Annotated in this window: 15 protein-coding genes; 8 read left to right on the top strand and 7 right to left on the bottom strand. The window is 64.8% G+C overall.

The features are described 5' to 3' along the window. Window position 1 precedes the first annotated feature (1 nt). The 7 genes from LDN95_RS03355 (at window position 2) to LDN95_RS03325 (ending at window position 8,918) form a co-directional block, all read left to right on the top strand. Complete coding sequence (locus LDN95_RS03355; protein WP_255630509.1) at window positions 2-2,476, top strand: circularly permuted type 2 ATP-grasp protein; 2,475 nt, start codon at window positions 2-4, stop codon at window positions 2,474-2,476. Next, on the top strand, window positions 2,473-3,372 hold the full coding sequence (locus tag LDN95_RS03350; RefSeq protein WP_226016204.1) for a transglutaminase family protein: 900 nt from the start codon (window positions 2,473-2,475) through the stop codon (window positions 3,370-3,372). Before LDN95_RS03355 ends, LDN95_RS03350 begins: the two co-directional genes overlap by 4 nt. Window positions 3,373-3,591: 219 nt before the next feature. Then, the gene (locus tag LDN95_RS03345; protein ID WP_226016203.1) at window positions 3,592-4,296 is read left to right on the top strand and encodes a PilZ domain-containing protein; all 705 of its coding nucleotides are present in this window, start codon (window positions 3,592-3,594) and stop codon (window positions 4,294-4,296) included. 110 nt (window positions 4,297-4,406) lie between these two features. Next, entirely contained in the window at window positions 4,407-6,035 is a 1,629-nt protein-coding gene (locus LDN95_RS03340; RefSeq protein ID WP_226016202.1) for an NAD(P)/FAD-dependent oxidoreductase, read from the top strand. A gap of 43 nt (window positions 6,036-6,078) precedes the next feature. Further along, a complete protein-coding gene (locus tag LDN95_RS03335; protein ID WP_226016201.1) occupies window positions 6,079-6,495 on the top strand; it encodes a GtrA family protein in 417 nt (138 codons plus the stop codon). Between the two features lie 119 nt (window positions 6,496-6,614). Then, the gene (locus LDN95_RS03330; protein WP_226016200.1) at window positions 6,615-8,357 is read left to right on the top strand and encodes a hypothetical protein; all 1,743 of its coding nucleotides are present in this window, start codon (window positions 6,615-6,617) and stop codon (window positions 8,355-8,357) included. An 18-nt stretch (window positions 8,358-8,375) separates the two neighbouring features. Then, window positions 8,376-8,918: a hypothetical protein gene (locus LDN95_RS03325; RefSeq protein WP_226016199.1), complete on the top strand. Its 543-nt coding sequence runs from the start codon at window positions 8,376-8,378 to the stop codon at window positions 8,916-8,918. 24 nt (window positions 8,919-8,942) lie between these two features. Here LDN95_RS03325 and LDN95_RS03320 read toward each other — a convergent pair whose 3' ends face one another. The 3 genes from LDN95_RS03320 to LDN95_RS03310 form a co-directional block, all read right to left on the bottom strand. Then, window positions 8,943-9,245, bottom strand: coding sequence for a hypothetical protein (locus LDN95_RS03320; RefSeq protein ID WP_226016198.1), 303 nt, complete (start codon window positions 9,243-9,245; stop codon window positions 8,943-8,945). Between the two features lie 133 nt (window positions 9,246-9,378). Then, window positions 9,379-9,678 (bottom strand): hypothetical protein, encoded by a 300-nt coding sequence (locus tag LDN95_RS03315; protein WP_226016197.1) that lies wholly within the window; start codon window positions 9,676-9,678, stop codon window positions 9,379-9,381. A gap of 77 nt (window positions 9,679-9,755) precedes the next feature. Continuing rightward, on the bottom strand, window positions 9,756-10,922 hold the full coding sequence (locus LDN95_RS03310) for an aspartyl/asparaginyl beta-hydroxylase domain-containing protein (protein ID WP_226016196.1): 1,167 nt from the start codon (window positions 10,920-10,922) through the stop codon (window positions 9,756-9,758). Window positions 10,923-11,018: 96 nt separating this feature from the next. Between LDN95_RS03310 and LDN95_RS03305 the strand changes: the two genes are divergently transcribed. Next, entirely contained in the window at window positions 11,019-12,041 is a 1,023-nt protein-coding gene (locus LDN95_RS03305) for a hypothetical protein (protein WP_226016195.1), read from the top strand. Here the strand turns inward: LDN95_RS03305 and LDN95_RS03300 are convergent. From LDN95_RS03300 to LDN95_RS03285, 4 genes are all read right to left on the bottom strand, one after another. Beyond that, a complete protein-coding gene (locus LDN95_RS03300; protein ID WP_226016194.1) occupies window positions 12,029-13,588 on the bottom strand; it encodes a sulfotransferase in 1,560 nt (519 codons plus the stop codon). The genes LDN95_RS03305 and LDN95_RS03300 overlap by 13 nt on opposite strands. Window positions 13,589-13,709: 121 nt before the next feature. Further along, window positions 13,710-16,595, bottom strand: a complete 2,886-nt coding sequence (locus LDN95_RS03295; RefSeq protein WP_226016301.1) for a TonB-dependent receptor domain-containing protein — start codon at window positions 16,593-16,595, stop codon at window positions 13,710-13,712. A 449-nt stretch (window positions 16,596-17,044) separates the two neighbouring features. Further along, window positions 17,045-17,899, bottom strand: a complete 855-nt coding sequence (locus tag LDN95_RS03290; RefSeq protein ID WP_226016193.1) for a M23 family metallopeptidase — start codon at window positions 17,897-17,899, stop codon at window positions 17,045-17,047. A 2-nt stretch (window positions 17,900-17,901) separates the two neighbouring features. Then, window positions 17,902-18,105, bottom strand: coding sequence for a DUF2093 domain-containing protein (locus LDN95_RS03285; RefSeq protein WP_226016192.1), 204 nt, complete (start codon window positions 18,103-18,105; stop codon window positions 17,902-17,904). Between the last annotated feature and the right edge of the window lie 23 nt (window positions 18,106-18,128).

The raw sequence follows: 18,128 nt of genomic DNA, 5'->3' as shown, positions 1-18,128 counted from the left end.
CATGCCCGCTTCGGCGCGGCTGGAGGATTATCCGGTTGACGTGACCGCTGGCGATCTGTTCCGCGATGCGCCCCCCGATGTCGCGGCCAAATGGCTGGCGATGGCCGACGGACTTGCCGCGCTGCGCGAGGAAGCAGGCCTACCGGTGCAGGAGGTGGTGGCGCGCCAGATTCAGGATCTGGGCCTCAGCTTCCGGATCACCGGTGACGATGACGAGCGCCCATGGCCGCTCTCGCCAATGCCGTTGATCATCGATTCGGCTGAATGGGCCGAGCTTGAGCGCGGGTTGATCCAGCGCGCGCGCCTGCTCGAAGCGGTGATCGGCGATATCTATGGGCCGCAAAAGCTGGTGGCCGAGGGGCATCTGCCCGCGGCGCTGGTCGCAGGCAGCCGCTATTTCGCGCGCAACGTCGTCGGTATCCAGCCCGGGAAGGGATCGCACCTGCACGTTTATGCGGTTGATCTGGCGCGTGGGCGGCGTGGTACATGGCGGGTGCTCGGCGACCGCCTGCGGCTGGCCAACGGCATCGGTTATGCCCTTGAGAACCGACTGGCCCTTTCGCGTAGCACCGGCGCCTTGTTGGGCAGGGTGCACACCCGGCGCCTTGCGCGGTTCTTTTCCGAACTGCGCAGCGGCATGGCCCGCACCTGCGCGCGCGAAAACCCCCGAATCGCGCTGCTCACGCCCGGACGGCTCAACCAGAGTTATCCCGAACAGGCCCATCTGGCCCGGTACCTCGGGCTGCCGCTGGTCGAAGGGCGCGATCTGTCGGTCAACGACAACCGCCTGTTCGTGCGCACGATCGCTGGCCCCAAGCGGATCGACGCGGTGTGGCGCTGGATCGATACCAATGCGCTCGATCCGCTGGCGTTCGATGCGCGCAGCGCGATCGGCGTACCCGACCTGATCGAGGCGTGGGCGGGTGGCCGCACCGAAGTGACCAACTGGCCGGGTGCCGAAGTGCTTGAAGCACCCGCCTTTGCCGCGTTCATGCCACGGCTGTGCAAGGTCTTGTTCAACGAACAGCCGCTGCTTCCCAACATCGCCACATGGTGGTGCGGTCAGGCGGCCGAGGGCGATGTGGTGCGCAAGCGGCTGGACGAACTGGTCGTGACGTCGGCGTTCGGCCAGTTTGCCGAAGGTCTGCCCGGAGGCCGCGCCGTGGCGGGCGCCGATCTGACCCGCGCCCAGCGCCGTGCGCTGCTCGATGGCATGCAGCGCCGTCCGATGGACTATTGCGGGCAGGAGACCGTCCAGCTTTCGACCACGCCAGCCCTTATTGACGAACGCTTCGAACCGCGCCCGTTCACGCTGCGCGCGTTCGTGGCGCGTGGTTCGGATGGCGAATGGACGGTGATGCCCGGCGGCTTCGCCCGGCTGTCGTCGTCATCCTCGGGCGACAATCACGCAATCCTGATGGGCGAAGGCGATCTGTCTGCCGATGTCTGCGTGGTCGATCGGGTCGCGCCGCGCCGGCCGGTGGAAAGCCGTCTGGACGAAACCCCGCAAGTGCGGCGTGGCGGCGGCATCCTGGCCAGTCAGGCGGCCGACAACCTGTTCTGGTTTGCCCGCTATGTCGAACGTGCGGAACTGACCGTGCGGGTCATTCGCGCCTTGCTGGGTAGCACGATCGAGGTCGATGCCGCAGCGGGCAGCAATCCCGAAGTGGTGTCACGCATGTTGGCGCTGCTGGTCGAATGGGGCGCGATCACGCCGCATACGGCACGGCTGCCGGTCCCGCAGGCCTGCCATGCGGCCTTGGCGGAAACCACGATGTCGGGCGGCGTGGCGGCCACTTTCGGGTTCATCCGGTCAACCGGGCTGACTTTGCGCGACCGGTTCACGTCGGACTTCTGGCGAATCGCCAGCCGTCCGCTGCCGCCCTTCGATTCGCAGCGCCCCGGTGCGCTCTTGCGGGTGGCGCGCGAACTGGTGGAGCGACTGGGCGCGCTGTCGGGGCTGTTGTCGGAAAACTTCGTGCGCGGACCTTCGTGGCGCTTCCTTGATATGGGACGGCGGATCGAGCGCGCGTTGGGGATCTGCAGCACGGTCAGCTTTCTGGCGGGCGATGATGGTGAGCACAACGATGCGCTGGGGGCGCTGCTCGACTTGTCTGACAGTCAGATCACCTATCGCACACGCTATCTGACCGGCCCGCGCCGCGCGCCGGTGCTCGATCTGCTGCTGCTCGACCCGGAAAATCCGCGCAGTCTGGCGTTTCAGGCAAACGCGATCTGCCGTCATATCGAGGCGCTCCCCAGTCTGGGGGAGGATCTGTTGCCCGAAGCGCCATTGCTTGAGGCGCGGGCGCTGCTCGGCCCGCTCAAGTCCATGTCGATCGAGGCTTACGATTCGGCCGAACACCTTGGCGCCACTGAAGCGCGGTTGCTGGCCTTGTCGGAAACGATCTCGACCCGCTATTTCCTGCAGATCGAAAAGGCCGATGTGCCCGCAGGTGCAGGATTGCTGGCATGATTTATGACGTCCGCCATCTGACCACGATCGACTATGCCAGCAAAGTGCGGCTGGCGCGGCTCAACTTGCGGCTGGAGCCGGCACCCTGGCCGGGGCAGATCCTGCACGAATTCATGCTGTCGATCGATCCGGTGCCATTCACGATGGAAGAACATCCCGGCCCGTGGGTGGTCAACCGTCGGCGCCTGTTCTTTCGCGAGCCGATTTCGCAACTCTCGATCGAAAGCCACTTTCGGGTCGAGGTCATCGACCCCGCGTCGGCCGCCGACTTGTTTCGCCATCCCGACCACAGCGCGCCGACAATTGCCGAAGTGCGCGAACTGGCGGCGCGCCATCGCGACTTGTCGCCGATGGGGCCGGCCAGCTATCTTTACCCCTCTCCGATGGCCCCGGCGTCGGTTGCGATCGGCGCTTGGGGTGCGCGCTTTTTCGATGCCGGACGCTCGGTGCTCGATGCTGGCAATGCGTTGATGGCCGCGATCTATAACGAGTTCACTTACGATGGCACGGCTACCACCGCCGACACCCCGCCCGAGGAGGCGTTCAGCGCGCGGCACGGGGTGTGTCAGGACTTTGCGCATGTGATGATCGTTGCTGCCCGCGCGCACGGGATTCCGGCGGCTTATGTCAGCGGCTATCTGCGCACCCTGCCGCCGCCCGGTCGCCCCAAGCTGCGCGGGGCCGATGCCACGCATGCGTGGGCGGCTTTGTGGTGCGGCGACGATCTGGGTTGGGTGGGGTTCGATCCGACCAACGATACGCTGGCGCGGACCGACCACATCTTTACCGCGATGGGCCGCGACTATGCCGACGTTGCGCCGATCGATGGGGTGTTCCACGGCGGCTCAGGTCAGACCATGCGCGTGTGGGTGGACGTCGATCCTGCTGAGGTTTGAGATGCCATCCGAGTTCGCCTCAGGACACGAAATGCGCCTTCGCCCCTACGGAAGGTAACCGGATCGCAAGGCGAAAACCGTAGGTTCCGAATCGAGCCCCGACGCGCGGAAATGGCATGCTCGGGTTCTGCGATCTGGAGAGCCGAATTGGTTCAGCAACCTTCGTCGTTCGATAATGCCAGAGAGATCGGGGCCAGAGAGATCGGGGCCAGAGGGTTGGTGGCAGAAGGTCTCGGTGATGGCGACCCTGGAACCGAAGTTTCCGGGACCGGTGCCGCACCCGCAGGCGCCGAACTGCGCGCCACCCCCCGCTTCACCTTGTTGATCCGCGCGGCCAAGCTGATTGCCGATGGGCGCGAGTTCTTATGCATTTTGCGCGATGCTTCGGCCACCGGCTTCAAGGCGCGGCTGTTTGCCCCCGTGCCGGTGCACGATGATCTGGCGATGGAATTGGGCAATGGTGACCGCTTCCCGATAGAGTTGGTCTGGGCGCGTGGCGACTATGCCGGGTTCCGTTTTTGCGATCAGGTTCAGGTCGAGCGCCTGCTTGATGAAGCCCACGCTTCCTACCCCAAACGGCAGGTAAGGTTGCGCGTTGAATCGGATGGATTGTTGCATTCCGGCGGAGAGACCGTGCGCATCGCGTTGCACGATATCTCCCAGCAAGGCGCTTCGATCACGTCGGATAAGTGGCTGTTGATGAATGAACTGGTGCGCATCGAAACCGGCGTGACCCAACCCTTGTATGCCAAAGTCCGCTGGCGCAGCCATCCGCGCTATGGCCTGATTTTTGAACAGACTTTCAAGCTCGATGAGCTGGGCCATCTGGTCTTGCCGTTGCAGCACCTGGCCAGCCACGACATCGCGACCCTGCGCCAGCCGATCCGGCCCGGTTCACCCGACGGCGACAGACAGCTTGGTTAGGCGGTATGGACAAGCCGCCAAACCGGATCGATCGATCGGGAACGTTAACGGTGCTTTAGCCATTTTCGTTCACCCCACAATCCGGACAAACCGCGCGACGGGGGCAAGGAATGGTTGAGAAGTTTGGCGGTCCGGCGGTGCATCGCAAAGATCAGGCCTGCGAGTACGATGTGGATGTGGCGATCATCGGCGCAGGCCCGGCGGGACTTACCGCGGGCTATCTGCTGACCAAGCAGGGCTTCAAGGTTGCGGTGATCGAAAAGGATACCCGCTACGTCGGTGGCATCAGCCGCACGGTCGAGCATGACGGCTTTCGCTTCGACATCGGCGGCCATCGCTTTTTCTCGAAATCGCAGGCGGTCGTCGATCTGTGGAACGAGATCCTGCCCGACGATTTCATCCAGCGCCCCCGGATGAGCCGCATCTATTACGAGGGCAAGTTCTACTCGTATCCGCTGCGCGCGTTCGAAGCGCTGGCCAACCTCGGCCTGTGGCGCTCGACGACGTGCATGGTCAGCTACTTGTGGTCGCGCCTGTTTCCGATCGAGCAGGTCCGCAGTTTCGAGGACTGGACCAGCAACCAGTTCGGCAAGAAACTCTACTCGATCTTCTTCAAGACTTACACCGAGAAGGTCTGGGGCATGCCCTGCAACGAGATGAGCGCCGACTGGGCCGCGCAGCGGATCAAGGGGCTTTCGCTCGGCGCAGCAGTGCTCGACGGACTGAAGCGCAGTCTGGGCCTCAACAAGCGGCCGAACGACGGCATGCAGACCAAGACCTTGCTCGAAACCTTCCGCTACCCGCGTCAGGGGCCGGGCATGATGTGGGAAGCCGCGCGCGATCGCATCGTCGAGGCCGGATCGCCGGTCCTGATGGGCCACGCGCTCAAACAACTGGCGAGCGACGGACAGGGCGGCTGGCGGCTGACCGCGTCGTGCGAGGATGGTTCGGGTCGAGCTACGGAAACGGTGATTCGCGCCGCCCACGCGATAAGTTCGGCGCCGATGCGCGAACTGGCGGCGCGGGTTCATCCGCTGCCTGCCACCACGATCGAGGCAAGCCGCTTGCGCTATCGCGACTTCCTGACCGTGGCACTCAAGATTCGCTCGGACGATCTGTTCCCCGACAACTGGATCTATATCCATGACAGCAAGGTGCAGGTCGGTCGCATTCAGAACTTCCGTTCGTGGTCGCCCGAAATGGTGCCCGATGACACGGTTGCATGTGTCGGCCTTGAATATTTCTGCTTCGAGGGTGACAATCTGTGGGCCTCGAGCGACGATGAACTGGTGGCGCTTGCCACCAGCGAAATGCAGATCCTCGGCCTGGTCCAGCCCGAACAGGTGATCGGTGGAGTCGTGGTGCGTCAGGAAAAGGCCTATCCGGTCTATGACGACGATTATGCCGCCAACGTCGCGGCGCTTCGCGAGGAACTGGAAGCGCTTTATCCGACGCTGCATCTGGTCGGGCGCAACGGCATGCACCGCTACAACAATCAAGATCACGCGATGATGACCGCGATGCTGACGGTCGAGAATATTCTGGCAGGCAAGCGCATTTACGACATCTGGTGCGTGAACGAGGATGCCGAATATCACGAGGCCGGTGCAGAGGGCGACGTGAAGGCGATCACCGAACGTGCCGAGCGCCGTGCGGTCGATGCCGATCGGGCGGCCGCACTGGCTTCGTTGCGCGATGTGCCGGGCCGCGTGTCCGCACCACCGCGCAAGGCGGCCTGAGCAGAACCCTTCGTCAAAACCGGTAAACGGAAAGCAGGACACCATGATCACAGGCACGGTCATTCCGTTGCTTGACCGCCTGCGGCAGGTCACGCTGCTGCGCTATGCTCTGGCCAGTGTGGGTGCGCTGGCGGTCGATCTGGGGACGTTTCTGGCACTCCTTCACGCGGGACTGCCCGCCGTGGCAGCCTCAGGCGTCGGCTATGCCGTCGGAATTGCGGTGCACTGGCTGCTGTCAAGTCGAGCGGTCTTTACCGAACAGGTCGCCAGTACCGGTCCGGCACGCGCACGGCAAAAGGCGCTGTTCGTGGCCTCTGCCCTGATCGGACTGGCGCTGACAGCGCTGGTGGTCGGTGTGCTCACCGGTTCCGGAATCGATCCGCGTGCGGCCAAATTGACCGCGATCGTCGCCAGCTTTGCAGTTACCTGGCTGTTGCGCCAGCGTATCGTGTTCCGCTGATGGGCAGAGCGCGCGCATCGACATCTACGATTTTGCCTGCCGAGCTCACGACAGTGCCAAGCAGTGGCTGGTTTCGGCGAGCCTTGCTGATATGGGCGGCACTGTCACTCGTGTTGATCATGGTCGGCTGGCGGATGATCGTAACGGTCCGCTTCGGCGATCCCGATGATGCACTGCGGCTGGTCGAGGTGCGCGATTGGCTGGCAGGTCAATCATGGTTCGACGTTCACCAGTATCGCATCGCCGCGCCTGCAGGCGTTGCGATGCACTGGTCGCGCCTCGTCGATTTGCCGATCGCCGGTTTGATCGTGCTACTGCGGCCGCTGTTGGGGGGACCGCTCGCCGAACACGTCACGCTGGTTGCCGTGCCGCTGCTCACACTGCTGTGCGCGGTGCTGCTGGTCGCGCGCTTGGCCGCAAGACGGTTCGATGCAGAAACCGCCGGGATCGCTTGCCTGGTGCTGGGCATCAACAGTCTGGTGCTCTTTCAGATGAGTCCGCTGCGGATAGACCACCATGGCTGGCAGATCGTGTTCGCACTTACGGCGTTGAGCGGCCTGTTCGCAGACAGCGAACGGCGCGGCGGCGCGCTCATCGGTCTGTCGCTGGCGGCCTTGCTGACGATCTCGATCGAGGGGCTCCCACTCACCGCCGGTTTTCTGGGCGTGCTGGCGCTGCGCGGGTTGCGCCGACCGTCCGCGCAGGCGCAGACGCGCTTTGCCGGGCTTGCGACGGCAGCTGTCACGCTCGCACTGGCAAGCGGGGCGCTGTTCCTGGGTACGCGCGGAACGACCGACCTGATCACCCATTGCGACCAGCTTTCGCCCGTGCATCTGGCCTTGTTCTGCTGGACAGCACTGGGGCTGGCGGCGCTTCACAGTGTCGCGCCGCGTACGCCACTGGCGGCGATCATCGTGCTGGGCGTGACCGGACTTGGCGCTCTGGCAATCATGCTGGGCGCAGCGCCACAATGCAAGGGCGGCGCATTCGTGGCGCTTGATCCGCTGGTGCAACATTACTGGTACATCCGCGTGGCCGAAGGCATGCCGTTCTGGCGCTCGCCGGCGATGATCGCGGCCAACACGGTCGGTGTGCCTTTGGTCGGCCTTTTTGCTTGTTTCGATCACTGGCGCCGCAGCCGCGATGCCGCCAGCGCTGAAGCATGGATCGATCATGGTCTGATCCTGCTGGTGGCGTGGGTCATCGGCATGACGGTCGCGCGTGCCAGTGCCACGGCTTGCGCCTTTGCCGCGGTGCCGACCGCTGGACTGATGTTGCGCTGGATCGTGGCATTGCGCAGCGTATCGTTGCGTCGACAGGTGTCAGGCTATCTGGGACTGGCTGTGGCACTACTCCCGGGACTTCCGGTTGCGATGTGGAACACCGGTTACGGCCAGATCCTCCATCATGAACCGATCGTGCGAAAACTTTCGGTCGCCCTGCGCCAGTCGCAATGCCGCTTTCCATTGGCGGCGCAAGCGCTCGATACACTATCGCCGACCGATATCCTCGCCCCGCTCGACATCGGGCCCGATCTACTGGTGCGCTCGCGCCATCGGGTCGTCGCCACCGGGCATCATCGCGGCTCGGCCGGGATGCATGACGTAATTGCAGCCTTCCTCGGTTCGCCCGATCAGGCGCGGCCGATAATCGCGGCGCGCCATGTCTCCCTGATCGTCGTCTGCCCCGATATCGCTGAACCTGCCGCCTACTCGCACTATGCGCCCGATGGCCTGATGGCTCGCTTGCTGCAGGGCCGGGGCCCCGCGTGGTTGCAGCCGGTCGATCTGGCACCGGGATCGCACATGCGGTTCTGGCGCGTGGTTGACCCCGCGCCGCAGGAGCGCGACAAGGCCATCTGATTTTTGCGGAGACCTGCCTTGCGCCTGCTGTCCAGCCTGACGATCGCAACCGTGTTCACGCTCGCGCTATGCGCAGCGCCTGCCAACGCAAAGGACAAGGACAAGACTGGGGCCGGGGGGGCGCTGCCACCGGTGTTTCAGGCGGTGGTCGATTGTCGCGCACTGGCTGCCGATGCCGACCGGCTGGCTTGTTTCGATCGCAGCGTCGCCGCAATGGCTTCTGCCCGTGACAAGCAGGATCTGGTGGTGGCCGACCGCGCCACGATCAACGAAACCAAGCGCGGCCTGTTCGGCTTCAGCCTGCCCAAACTGAAGCTGTTCGGCAGCACCGAGGGCGAGGACGTCAACGAGATCGAGACGACGATCAGCACCGTGCGCAAGGCGCCCGACGGCTTTGCCGTGTTCGTCCTGCCCGATGGTGCGCGCTGGAAGCAGACCGACGGCGGGATCAGCTTTGCCAAGCCCGGCGACAAGATCCGCATCCGGCGCGGCGCAATGAACGGCTATCTGGCCAAAGTAGCCAGCGACGCCACGATCCGCGTGATCCGGCTGGCGCAATAGCCGATAGCCGGATCACCGTTACGATCAATTGGACTGATTGACCGCCTTGCCGACCATCGAATCATAGGTGTCGCGCGCGTTTTGGTTGTTGTCCTTGAACGAACTGGCCCATTGCGCGTTGGTGCGGCAGCTTACCGATTTGCGCACCAGGGAACCGGTTTCCTCTTGCGCCACGCAGCGGATGAAATTCGGATCCTTGCGATCCAGTGAGGCGTTGTGCGTACGGATTTCCGAGGGTTTCATTCGGCGCGGATCGAAGTCGGCTGCCGGGGCGGCGGCCACCGGCGCCGCACCGGCAGCCAGAGCGATCAGGAAAAATGCAGGCATGCCAAGGGCTTTCGTTGGGGGGATGACGTGGTCGTCAACCTAACCGCAGCCGGCTTGCGCGGCAAGTAGGGCCGCACCCCGGTTCAGAATAGTGCGGCATCCTGCGTGGCGAACCACTCAGCACCGGAGTGGATCAGTTGCCGTTCATGGTCTTGGCGCGCATCGCCTCATAGGTATCGTGCGCGTTCTGGTTCCCATCCTTGAACGAGGCGTCCCATTGCGCATTGGTGCGACAACTGACGGATTTCTTGACCAGCGAACCCGTTTCATCCTCGCGCACACAGCGGATATAGTTGGGATCCTTGCGATCCAGTCCGGTATTGTGTTCGCGGATGGCTGATTGGGTCATTCGCCGCGGATCGAACTCTACAGTGGCCATGTCGGCACGTTGCACGGTGGCTGCTGCCACGGCGGCCAGCATCATGAAGATCATTGCAAGTTCCTTTGAATTCAGATCGTTGACGAAATGAGCCTGGATTTGGCGGCACGGTGAGGCAAGGCCCGCCCCGACTATGTCACTGCGGCATCCTGCGTGGCGAACCACGTCGAGATCGCGGTGCGCTCGTTTTCACTGAGGTGCGGGTTCCACGCATCGAGGATCAGCACGGCGCGCGGCGCGTCGCTGTCGTTCCACGCCTCGTGCTCGATCGTGTCGTCAAAGGCGAAAGCCTTGCCCGCCACCCACGGCCGGGTCTCGCCGCCCACGCGGAATGCACAGCCGGGCGGCACGTCGAGCGCGAGATGAATGATCGCGCGCGTATTGGTGACCCCGGTATGCGGGGGGATGCGGCTATGCGGGCGCAGCATCGAGAAGAAGGCATTGGGCGCGCGGTCGGGGATGCGGGCGAGCGGCAGGCTTTCAAGCAGGGCGGCAGTTTGTGGGCAGCGGTCGATCACCACCCGGTTGGGCACACCATATTCCCACAAGAACAGCACCGACCAATCGAGCGAGCCATCAAGCGGGCTCCATTTGTTGTCGGGTGTGCCCGGCTCCATCTTCACATAGGGGCGCAGTGCCTCACCCGGATCGGCCAGCAGCGCGTGCAGTTCGGCGCGGATGGTGTCGCTTGCCGCCTCAAGCCTGTCGAGCCAGCCGAAGTGTTTGCGGTCGAAGTACTCGTCCGCCGGCAGGAACGGATAGTGCAATCCGGCGCATTCGTTGACAAACACCCGGCGTCGCCCGCTGGCGATCCCGGCAAAGGCGTCGAGCCGCCGCCGATCGGTTTCATCGGCGCCGGTAGAGGAGGCGCTCAGCACGCGGCGGCTGGCGACATCGAGCCGTTCGCGCAGGGTGGCACAATATTGTTCACCCTCGGCGATTTCAGCGAGCACGTGGGGCGGAAGGCGCGGATAGTTCACCGCCAACTGGCGCACCCCGTCCCACGCGGTGAGCGCCTTGGCCTCGCGCCCGCGCCGCTGCTGCAACTGGGCCATGCGCAGTTGTGCGGTGAAATCCACCCGATCAAGGTCGAGCGCGGCGTTCAGCGCGGCCTCTTCGCCCTCAACATCGGCGACCATGCGACAGGCGAGCGCCAGATTGATCCAAAGCGACAACGCGCCGGGATCGGCGTCCGCCGCCTGACGGGCAAAAGTCACCGCGCGCGGACCGTCACCCAGCCGGATCGCCTCGACGGCGCGGGCATTGGCGGCCTGGGCTCGGGCGATATCGGCGGTCATGGTCGGCAATACTTTGTCATGGGCCAACTCTATCGACCCGGGTGCGAGGAGCCAAGCGCCGTTGCGTCCGGAATGCGCCCTCCCTATGCACAGGCGATGTCCGCGCTCCCTTTCAATCTGGCTGATGCCGAATGGCTGGCGCACCGCCATGTCGAGGGCCAGGATGCGTTCCGCTTCGTGCATGTGCCGCGCGGCTTCCACGCCACGGTTCCGTTCCTGACCGATGACCATCTCGGCGCGCTGACCGCAACGCCGATCGACGTGCCCGCGCGCCAGTTGCTCGAAACGCTTGGCAAGGGCCCGCTGCACTTGCTGTTCCATTCGGCCTTCTGCGGTTCGACCCTGCTCGCGCGGGCGCTGGCGCAGCCGGGCGTGGCGATGGGCCTGTCCGAGCCGGTCGTGCTAAACGATGTCGTCGGTTTTCGCCAACGCGGGGCAGCCCCGGCGGCGGTTGCGCGGTGCACCGATGCTGCGCTGCGCCTGCTGGCAAGGCCGTTTGGCGCGGGCGAGGCGGTGGTGGTCAAGCCGTCGAACGTGATCAACCCGCTGGCCGAACTGCTGCTGGCGCTGGCCCCGCAGGCACGCGCCGTGTTCCTCTATGCCCCACTCGAAAGCTTCCTCGTCTCGGTGGTACGCAAGGGGTTGCCCTGCCGCCTGTGGGCGCGCGAATTGCTGCAAGGCTATTTGCCCCAAGGCATGATCGCGCCGCTCGGCCTTGGCGGCGACGATTTGCTGGGCATGGCCGACCTGCAAGTGGCGGCGGTCGGCTGGCTGGCGCAGCATCGCCTGTTTGCCGCGCTTGCCGGAAAGGTCGGGGCGCATCGGCTGCGCACGCTCGATGCCGATCGCATGACCGCGCGCCCGGCTGAAGCGATTGCTGCGGTCGCCGCGCACTATGGGCTGGCGTTGGATGCGGCGGCTGTGGCCGCTGGCCCCGCCTTTGCCCGCCATTCCAAGTCGGGCGCGGCGTTCACGCCGGCTGATCGGACGCGCGAATACGCGCAGGCGCGCGCCGCTTATGCCAACGAAATCGATATCGTGCTGGCTTGGGCTGACAAGCTTGCGGCACAGGCTGGCATCGCGATGGAGCCGCCCTTTCCGCTGCTTCAAGCCTCATAACCCAAGGCTTCGATCCATGGCTGCAAGACCGGCAGCACCGGTTCAAGCCATGGCGCGAACGGCTGCCACTGGCGCGTTCCGTCATAAAGCCCTTGCCGGACTTGCCGTGCGCTGGCGGTGCTGACGCCGCGCGCGCGCGCCGTGCGGTCAAAGCGGCGCAGATCCTCGGTCCACGGCACATCCAGAAAGGCGCAGATAGCCTGCGTCGTGGCGTCGAAGTCTTGCACCAGCCGGTGATAATGCACTTCATCCAGCATTAGCGGAAGTTGCGCGCATGCCGCGGCGACAAGACGCATCGTCGCGGCATAGTGGCGTGCGGTGCCGGGCAGCGTGGTGAAATCCATCGCCGCATTGGTCAGGGCAAAGCCGGTGCGAAAGCAACTCCACACCACGTCGCGCGGATCGCGCCGTACCAGCAGCACCCGCGCTTCGGGAAACAGCCGCGCGATCAGTGGCAGACGGATCGATTTGAGCGGGTCCATGTCGACGAACACGCGGCCTTCGGGAGCGATCCCGGCGGCGCGCACGCGCTCCCAATAGGCATGGCGCAGTTCGGCCAGACGGTCCGCATCCAGCTGGTCTAGCGCGCCAAGGCCGCCCGGTTCGGCCAGAAACGCCAAGTCCGCCTCGCGCAAGGTTGGGTGTTCCTCAAGCGCCTGAGTATTGGGTAGCGAGGCGAGGATGTTTTCCAGCAGGGTGTTGCCGCTGCGCGGATAGCCGAGCACGAAAACATGGCGCGACGCGGGTGACGGGTCGGTCGGCGGAGCCCACTGGGCCGGGTTCAGCGCGCCGATCTGCGCCGCGACCCGCGACACGAAATCGGCGTGCGGTTCGCGACCGGCAAACAGCGCGGCGTTAATCGTGGCGAAGTCCTGATTGGCATGGGCATAGGCGGCGTGTGCGGCAGCGGCGTCGCCGGTTCGCGCGCAGGCATCGCCAAGCAAGTGCAGCAGTTGCATCCGTTCGGGCGATGGGGTGGGCAGCCCCAGCGTTGCAGGTTCGATCAGCGCGCGGGCGGCTGCAGCGTTTCCGCCCTCAAGCTCGACCGTGGCAAGCGCGGCCAGAGCGATTGCGTTACCCGGCTCGCTGGCAAGGGCAGCGCTGGCCTGCTGGCGCACGGCAGCGCCATCGCCGTCGCGCGCGGCAATGGCGGCAAGCCCGGCATGCGCGGCGGCATGGCCCGGCACCAGCGCGACGACGCGGGTATAGCAGGCGCGGGCCTCCTCCATCGCGCCGCCTGCGGCCATGACATAGGCGCGTTCCAGCCAGGCTTCGGGATAGGTGGGACGCGCCGCGATGGCGGCGTCGCAATGCAACGCGGCATCGCGCAATTGCCCGGCAGCGCGGAGCAGCCCGGCAAGGCCGGTCAGCGCTTCGGGATCGCGCGGGGCAAGCGCCAGGGCCTGCTGGAACATCCGGCCCGCGCCATCGGCATCGCCAGAAACCGCGTGCGCCCAGCCGAGCGTGTTCCAGTCGTCAACCGTTGCCCGCCCGGCGCGGGCGGCAGCGGCGGCGAGGGCGGCGGCCTGGGCAAGATCCTGCGTCATCGGGCAGACTCTTTGGCGCAAGGTCTGCCAAGGTCAAGCTTGAGCGTGGTGCAAACGAAAGGGGGCGGACCTTGCGGTCCACCCCCGATCTGGTTTGCCGTTGTTCCGGTCCGGTAAGGGATCAGAACTTCAGGCGGGCGCCCACCGCGAAGCGACGGCCCAGCGCGTCGTAAGTCGACGGATAGGTGTTGCCGCTGTTGTAGCTGGTCGAACCGATGGTGTTGCCAACGATCGGCGGCGTCTTGTCGAACAGGTTCTGCACCGTGAAGGTGAGGGTGAACGGATCGACGTTGAAGCGGGCGGTCAGGTCGAAGATGTCGTAAGCCGAAATCTTGCCGAAGTTGACCGTCTGACCCGACAGCGAACCGATGTCCGAAGGGAGCGTGCCCGAGAAGGCGGCGCCGGAGTCGATCACGTCCTGCGGTTCCTGCTTCACGCTGGAGATGTGGCGCCACAGCAGCGACAGATCGATCGCATCGACCGAAACCGTGTTGCGCACGCTCCAGGTGTACTTGGGCTGGATCGAGCCCGAGTAGTTGCAGTTGACCGAGTAGTAGCCGATGCATTCACGATCAAGCGAAGTGGCAGTTGCCTGGAACTTCGCGTGGAAGGTGTAGTTGCCGTTGGCCGACAGGGTCCACTTCACCTTGCCGAACGAGTGGACGTAGTTGAGGATGACGTCGATGCCGTCGGTCTTCAGCGTGCCCAGGTTGTTCAGCGGACCATAGAGACCCAGCACGGTTGCCGGATCGCCATCAAGACCACCGGTGGCCGGATCGCGACGGATCACGGTGCAAGCGGCGCTGGTGGCGCTGGCGGCCGACAGGTTGCCGAAGCACGAGTTGATCATGTCGCCAGGCGTGGGCGAACCGATCACGTCCTTGACCTTGATCTTGTAGTAATCGACCGAGAGGCTGAGGCCGCGAACCGGCTGCAGCACGGTACCGACGGTGAAGGTGTCGGCCTTTTCCGGTGCCAGGAACTTGTTACCACCGATCTGGACGTTGGCCTGCGACGCGGTCGGGTTGGCAATCTTGCCGATCGAGTTCGCCGGTGCGCCCTGCGCAAGGCAGACAGCCTTGAGGTTGGCGTTGGTCAGAACGGCGGTACCGGCGCAAGGGTCGGTCTTGAGGTTGGTCAGGCTGACCGTGACCGGGTTGAACAGTTCGTAGATGTTGGGCGCGCGCACGGCGTGAGCGTAGTTGCCGCGGAACTTGATCCCGTCGGTCGGCTCCCAGGTGGCACCGCCCTTGTAGGTCCATGCGCTGGTCGACGGACCCTGGTTGACCCGATACTTCGAGTAACGCAGGCCGCCTTCGACGGTCAGGCTCTTGAACAGCGGCTTGTCGGAAACCAGCGGCGCGATCAATTCGCCGTAGCCTTCCCACACGTCATAACCGCCGTCGATGTCGGGCGCAGCGCCACCGGCGCCACCGAGTTCACCCGGCGTCTTCGACAGCGAGTCCGAGATCTGGGCGGCGTGGTACTTGCGGTATTCGCTGCCCACAGCGAAGCCGACCGGCTCGCTGGCGCCCGGAACCGACCAGCCGAAGTCGCCCGACAGCAGTGCACGGGCCTGCAGCAGCGAGGTCTTGATCGTGGTGGTCGAGGGGCTGAGCAGATAACCCGCCATCGCCGGGGTGATCGTGCCTTCGGCACCGAACACGTTGAGCGGAACGCAGCCCGCGTTGCCCGAAATGCAGGTGGTCGTGTTGGTGGCGAGCAGTGCATCGCGCACGCGCGACGTCAGGACGTAGCCAGTGATGGTCTGCGTCTTGTCGCTTTCGCCATAGGCGCCGCGCACGTCCCACTTGACCGTGCTGGTCAGCGGGCCGGTGAAGCCGAGCGAGTAGTCGAACACGTTCGACGAGTACTCGGAGTTACGCGTACCGGTTTCGGTCATGCGGCGACGCAGGACGGTGTTGAAGGTCTTGTAGTTCGGGTCCGTCGGGCTGGTGGCGGCGCGGGCAGCGGTGCACTGCGCGTCGGTCAAACCGTTGGCGGCGCAGAACTGACCGGCGGCACCGGCGGGCAGGAACGGGTTGCTGTAAGGGATCGTCACCGACGATGCGAACACGCCCGACGGCGCGATGATCGTGCTGACGGTGTTCTTCGAGAACAGGCCGCGGGTATAGACTTCGACCGCGTCGCTGATCTGGTAGTTCGCCTGAGCGAAGATATTGTAGCGACGGAACGGCGTCTGGAAGATGTTGTAGGGGTTGAAGTTGAACGGCGTGAAGCCGGGCTTCAACAGGCCGGTTGCCGGATCGATCACGCGGTTGGCGCCATTGATCGAGAAGCGCGCAGGCACTGCAGTGCCCGAACCGCCGGCGGTGCCCGAGAAGCTGTCGACCTGGTACTTCGAGAAGTCGCGCGCGCCCTGATAGACGGGGTCGGAGTTCTGGTAGCCCAGGCTGAGGACCGCGTTGCCCTTGCCGTCGTCGAAGTTGACGCCGGTGGTCACGTCGGCACGCAGGTAGTTGCCATCGCCCTTCTGGGTGATCTGGTCCGACACCGACAGATCGACGCCGGTGAAGTCCTTCTTGGTGACGAAGTTGACCACGCCGGTGATCGCGTCCGCGCCATAAGTGGTCACGGCAGCGCCGGTCAGCGCATCGACGCGGTTGATCAGCGCCAGCGGGATGTTGTTGAGGTCGACGCGGCCCTGAAGGTCGGACGGAACCAGACGCTGGCCGTCAAGCAGCACGATGTTGCGGTTGGAACCGAGGCCGCGAAGGTCGACGTAAGACGAACCACCGTTGCCGTTGTTCACGGCCGAACCGATGTTCGCCACGATGCCGGGCACTTCGCGCAGCACGTCTTCGGCGGTGTTCGACTGCTTCAGTTCGATCTGGTCGGCCGTGGTCACGTTGACCGGGGTCGCCTGAACGAGGTTGGGGTTGCGGATGAGGCTGCCGGTGACGACGATGGTGTTTTCGTCGGTTGCGGCAGGCGCGGCGGCATCACCGGCCGGGGTGGCCTGTGCGAATGCCGGAACGGCGATCATCGCCAGCGCAACCGCGACCGGGGCAGCGCTGAGCTTCAACGTGGTGAGCTTGGTGTTTTTCACGTGTCCAGTCCTCGTTTTGACACCCCGCCGGTGGAAGGATGCCGCAAGTTCTATTTCCCGAATCCCCCCGAGGAATGTCTGGCTGCAAGCTCTGGCTTGCCGGTACCGGACGTCCTCATGGCTCCACGGTTTTCGGGAAATGATGGACCTTACTGAAAGATAAGCACGCCCGCTTGGAAGCGCGAAGTAGGGCTACGTACGAAATCGGTCGAGACATGTTGCGACAGAGCAACACGTGTTGCGACGCAATGTGACGGTCAGGCGCAGCTTTGGATTGCTGCCGATGCGCGGAAGTTGCCCGGTGTGACATTTCCGCCTATTAAAATTTCACTTGGAACGGTTACGGCTGAAACAATGCTGCGTCTGCGTGCGCAGGGCGGAATATTTCAGCCCGCAGGCGCAAGGAACAGCTGCGGGTCGAGCCGACTGCCGCGCCAGGTAAGCGACCAATGCAAATGCGGCCCGGTGGCGCGTCCGGTTTGGCCGATCAGGCCAAGCGGCTGGCCCTGCTGCACCGAATCCCCCTCGGCAACCAGCAATTGCGCGGCATGCAGGAACGCGCTGCACAGCCCCATGCCGTGGTCGAGCAGCAACAGGTGCCCCTCAAGCGTGAAGGGTGCCGTGGCCGCCAGAACCACCGTGCCGCTGGCTGGGGCCACATAGGGAGTGCCAGCCGCTCCGGCAATATCCAGCCCGGAATGATAGGCGCCGGGTTGGCCCTGATAGACGCGTTGCGATCCGAAGCGCCCGGAAAAGCGGCCTCGTGCCGGTCGCACCATCGCCTGCCGCCATCCCTGTGCGCCCGTTTCGCGGGCACGGGCGGCCTTGATTTGCGCGAGTTCGCCCTTGCGCCGGGCCATGAAACTGGCGTCTGGCCCGGCCGATGGCGGGCGCAGCGGCGTGTCGACATGCTCGATGGCCCATGCGCGGGGCGCAATGGTCAGGGGTAGTTCGAACGGTACCCCGCCGTCGCCGGGTTCGTACCGAAGGACCATGCGTGGCGGGGCATCGCGATCAAAGGCGGTGAAGAACAGGCCGTCGTCGGCAACCGGAAGTCCGATTCCGTCCAGCTTGACCTGTCCCGGCATGGCGCGGGCGCGGAGCCATCCGCCCTGAGTCAGTGCCATTGGCGACTGAATCTCGATCGGCTGGGCAATGGCCGAGATGGCCCTTGCCGCTTGTCGGATCGTCAGTGCCGCAAGTCCACCACCAGCAAGCGCAAGGGCGTGGCGGCGGTGCATGGTCAGGCTGGTGACAACAGGCGTTTGGTGGCGATATCGGCGGTGGCATAAGCCTCTTGCCGCTCAGCGCTCCAATAGCGCAGCGCATCGAGCGGGATCGGCGCACCGCTGACCGCGCAGACCACGTGATCACCCGCGCTCAACTGGCGAAAGCTTCCGGGCAGGTAGTGAAGGCGCGCAAGGCGGCCGGCAGGCGACATCAACATAGGGCCAATCTAGGCGCGAACGC

It is taken from the genome of Novosphingobium sp. FKTRR1 (genome assembly GCF_020404405.1).
Classification (GTDB): domain Bacteria; phylum Pseudomonadota; class Alphaproteobacteria; order Sphingomonadales; family Sphingomonadaceae; genus Novosphingobium.
Note: the sequence above shows the minus strand (reverse complement) of the source record. Positions and strands in the feature narration are given on the sequence as shown.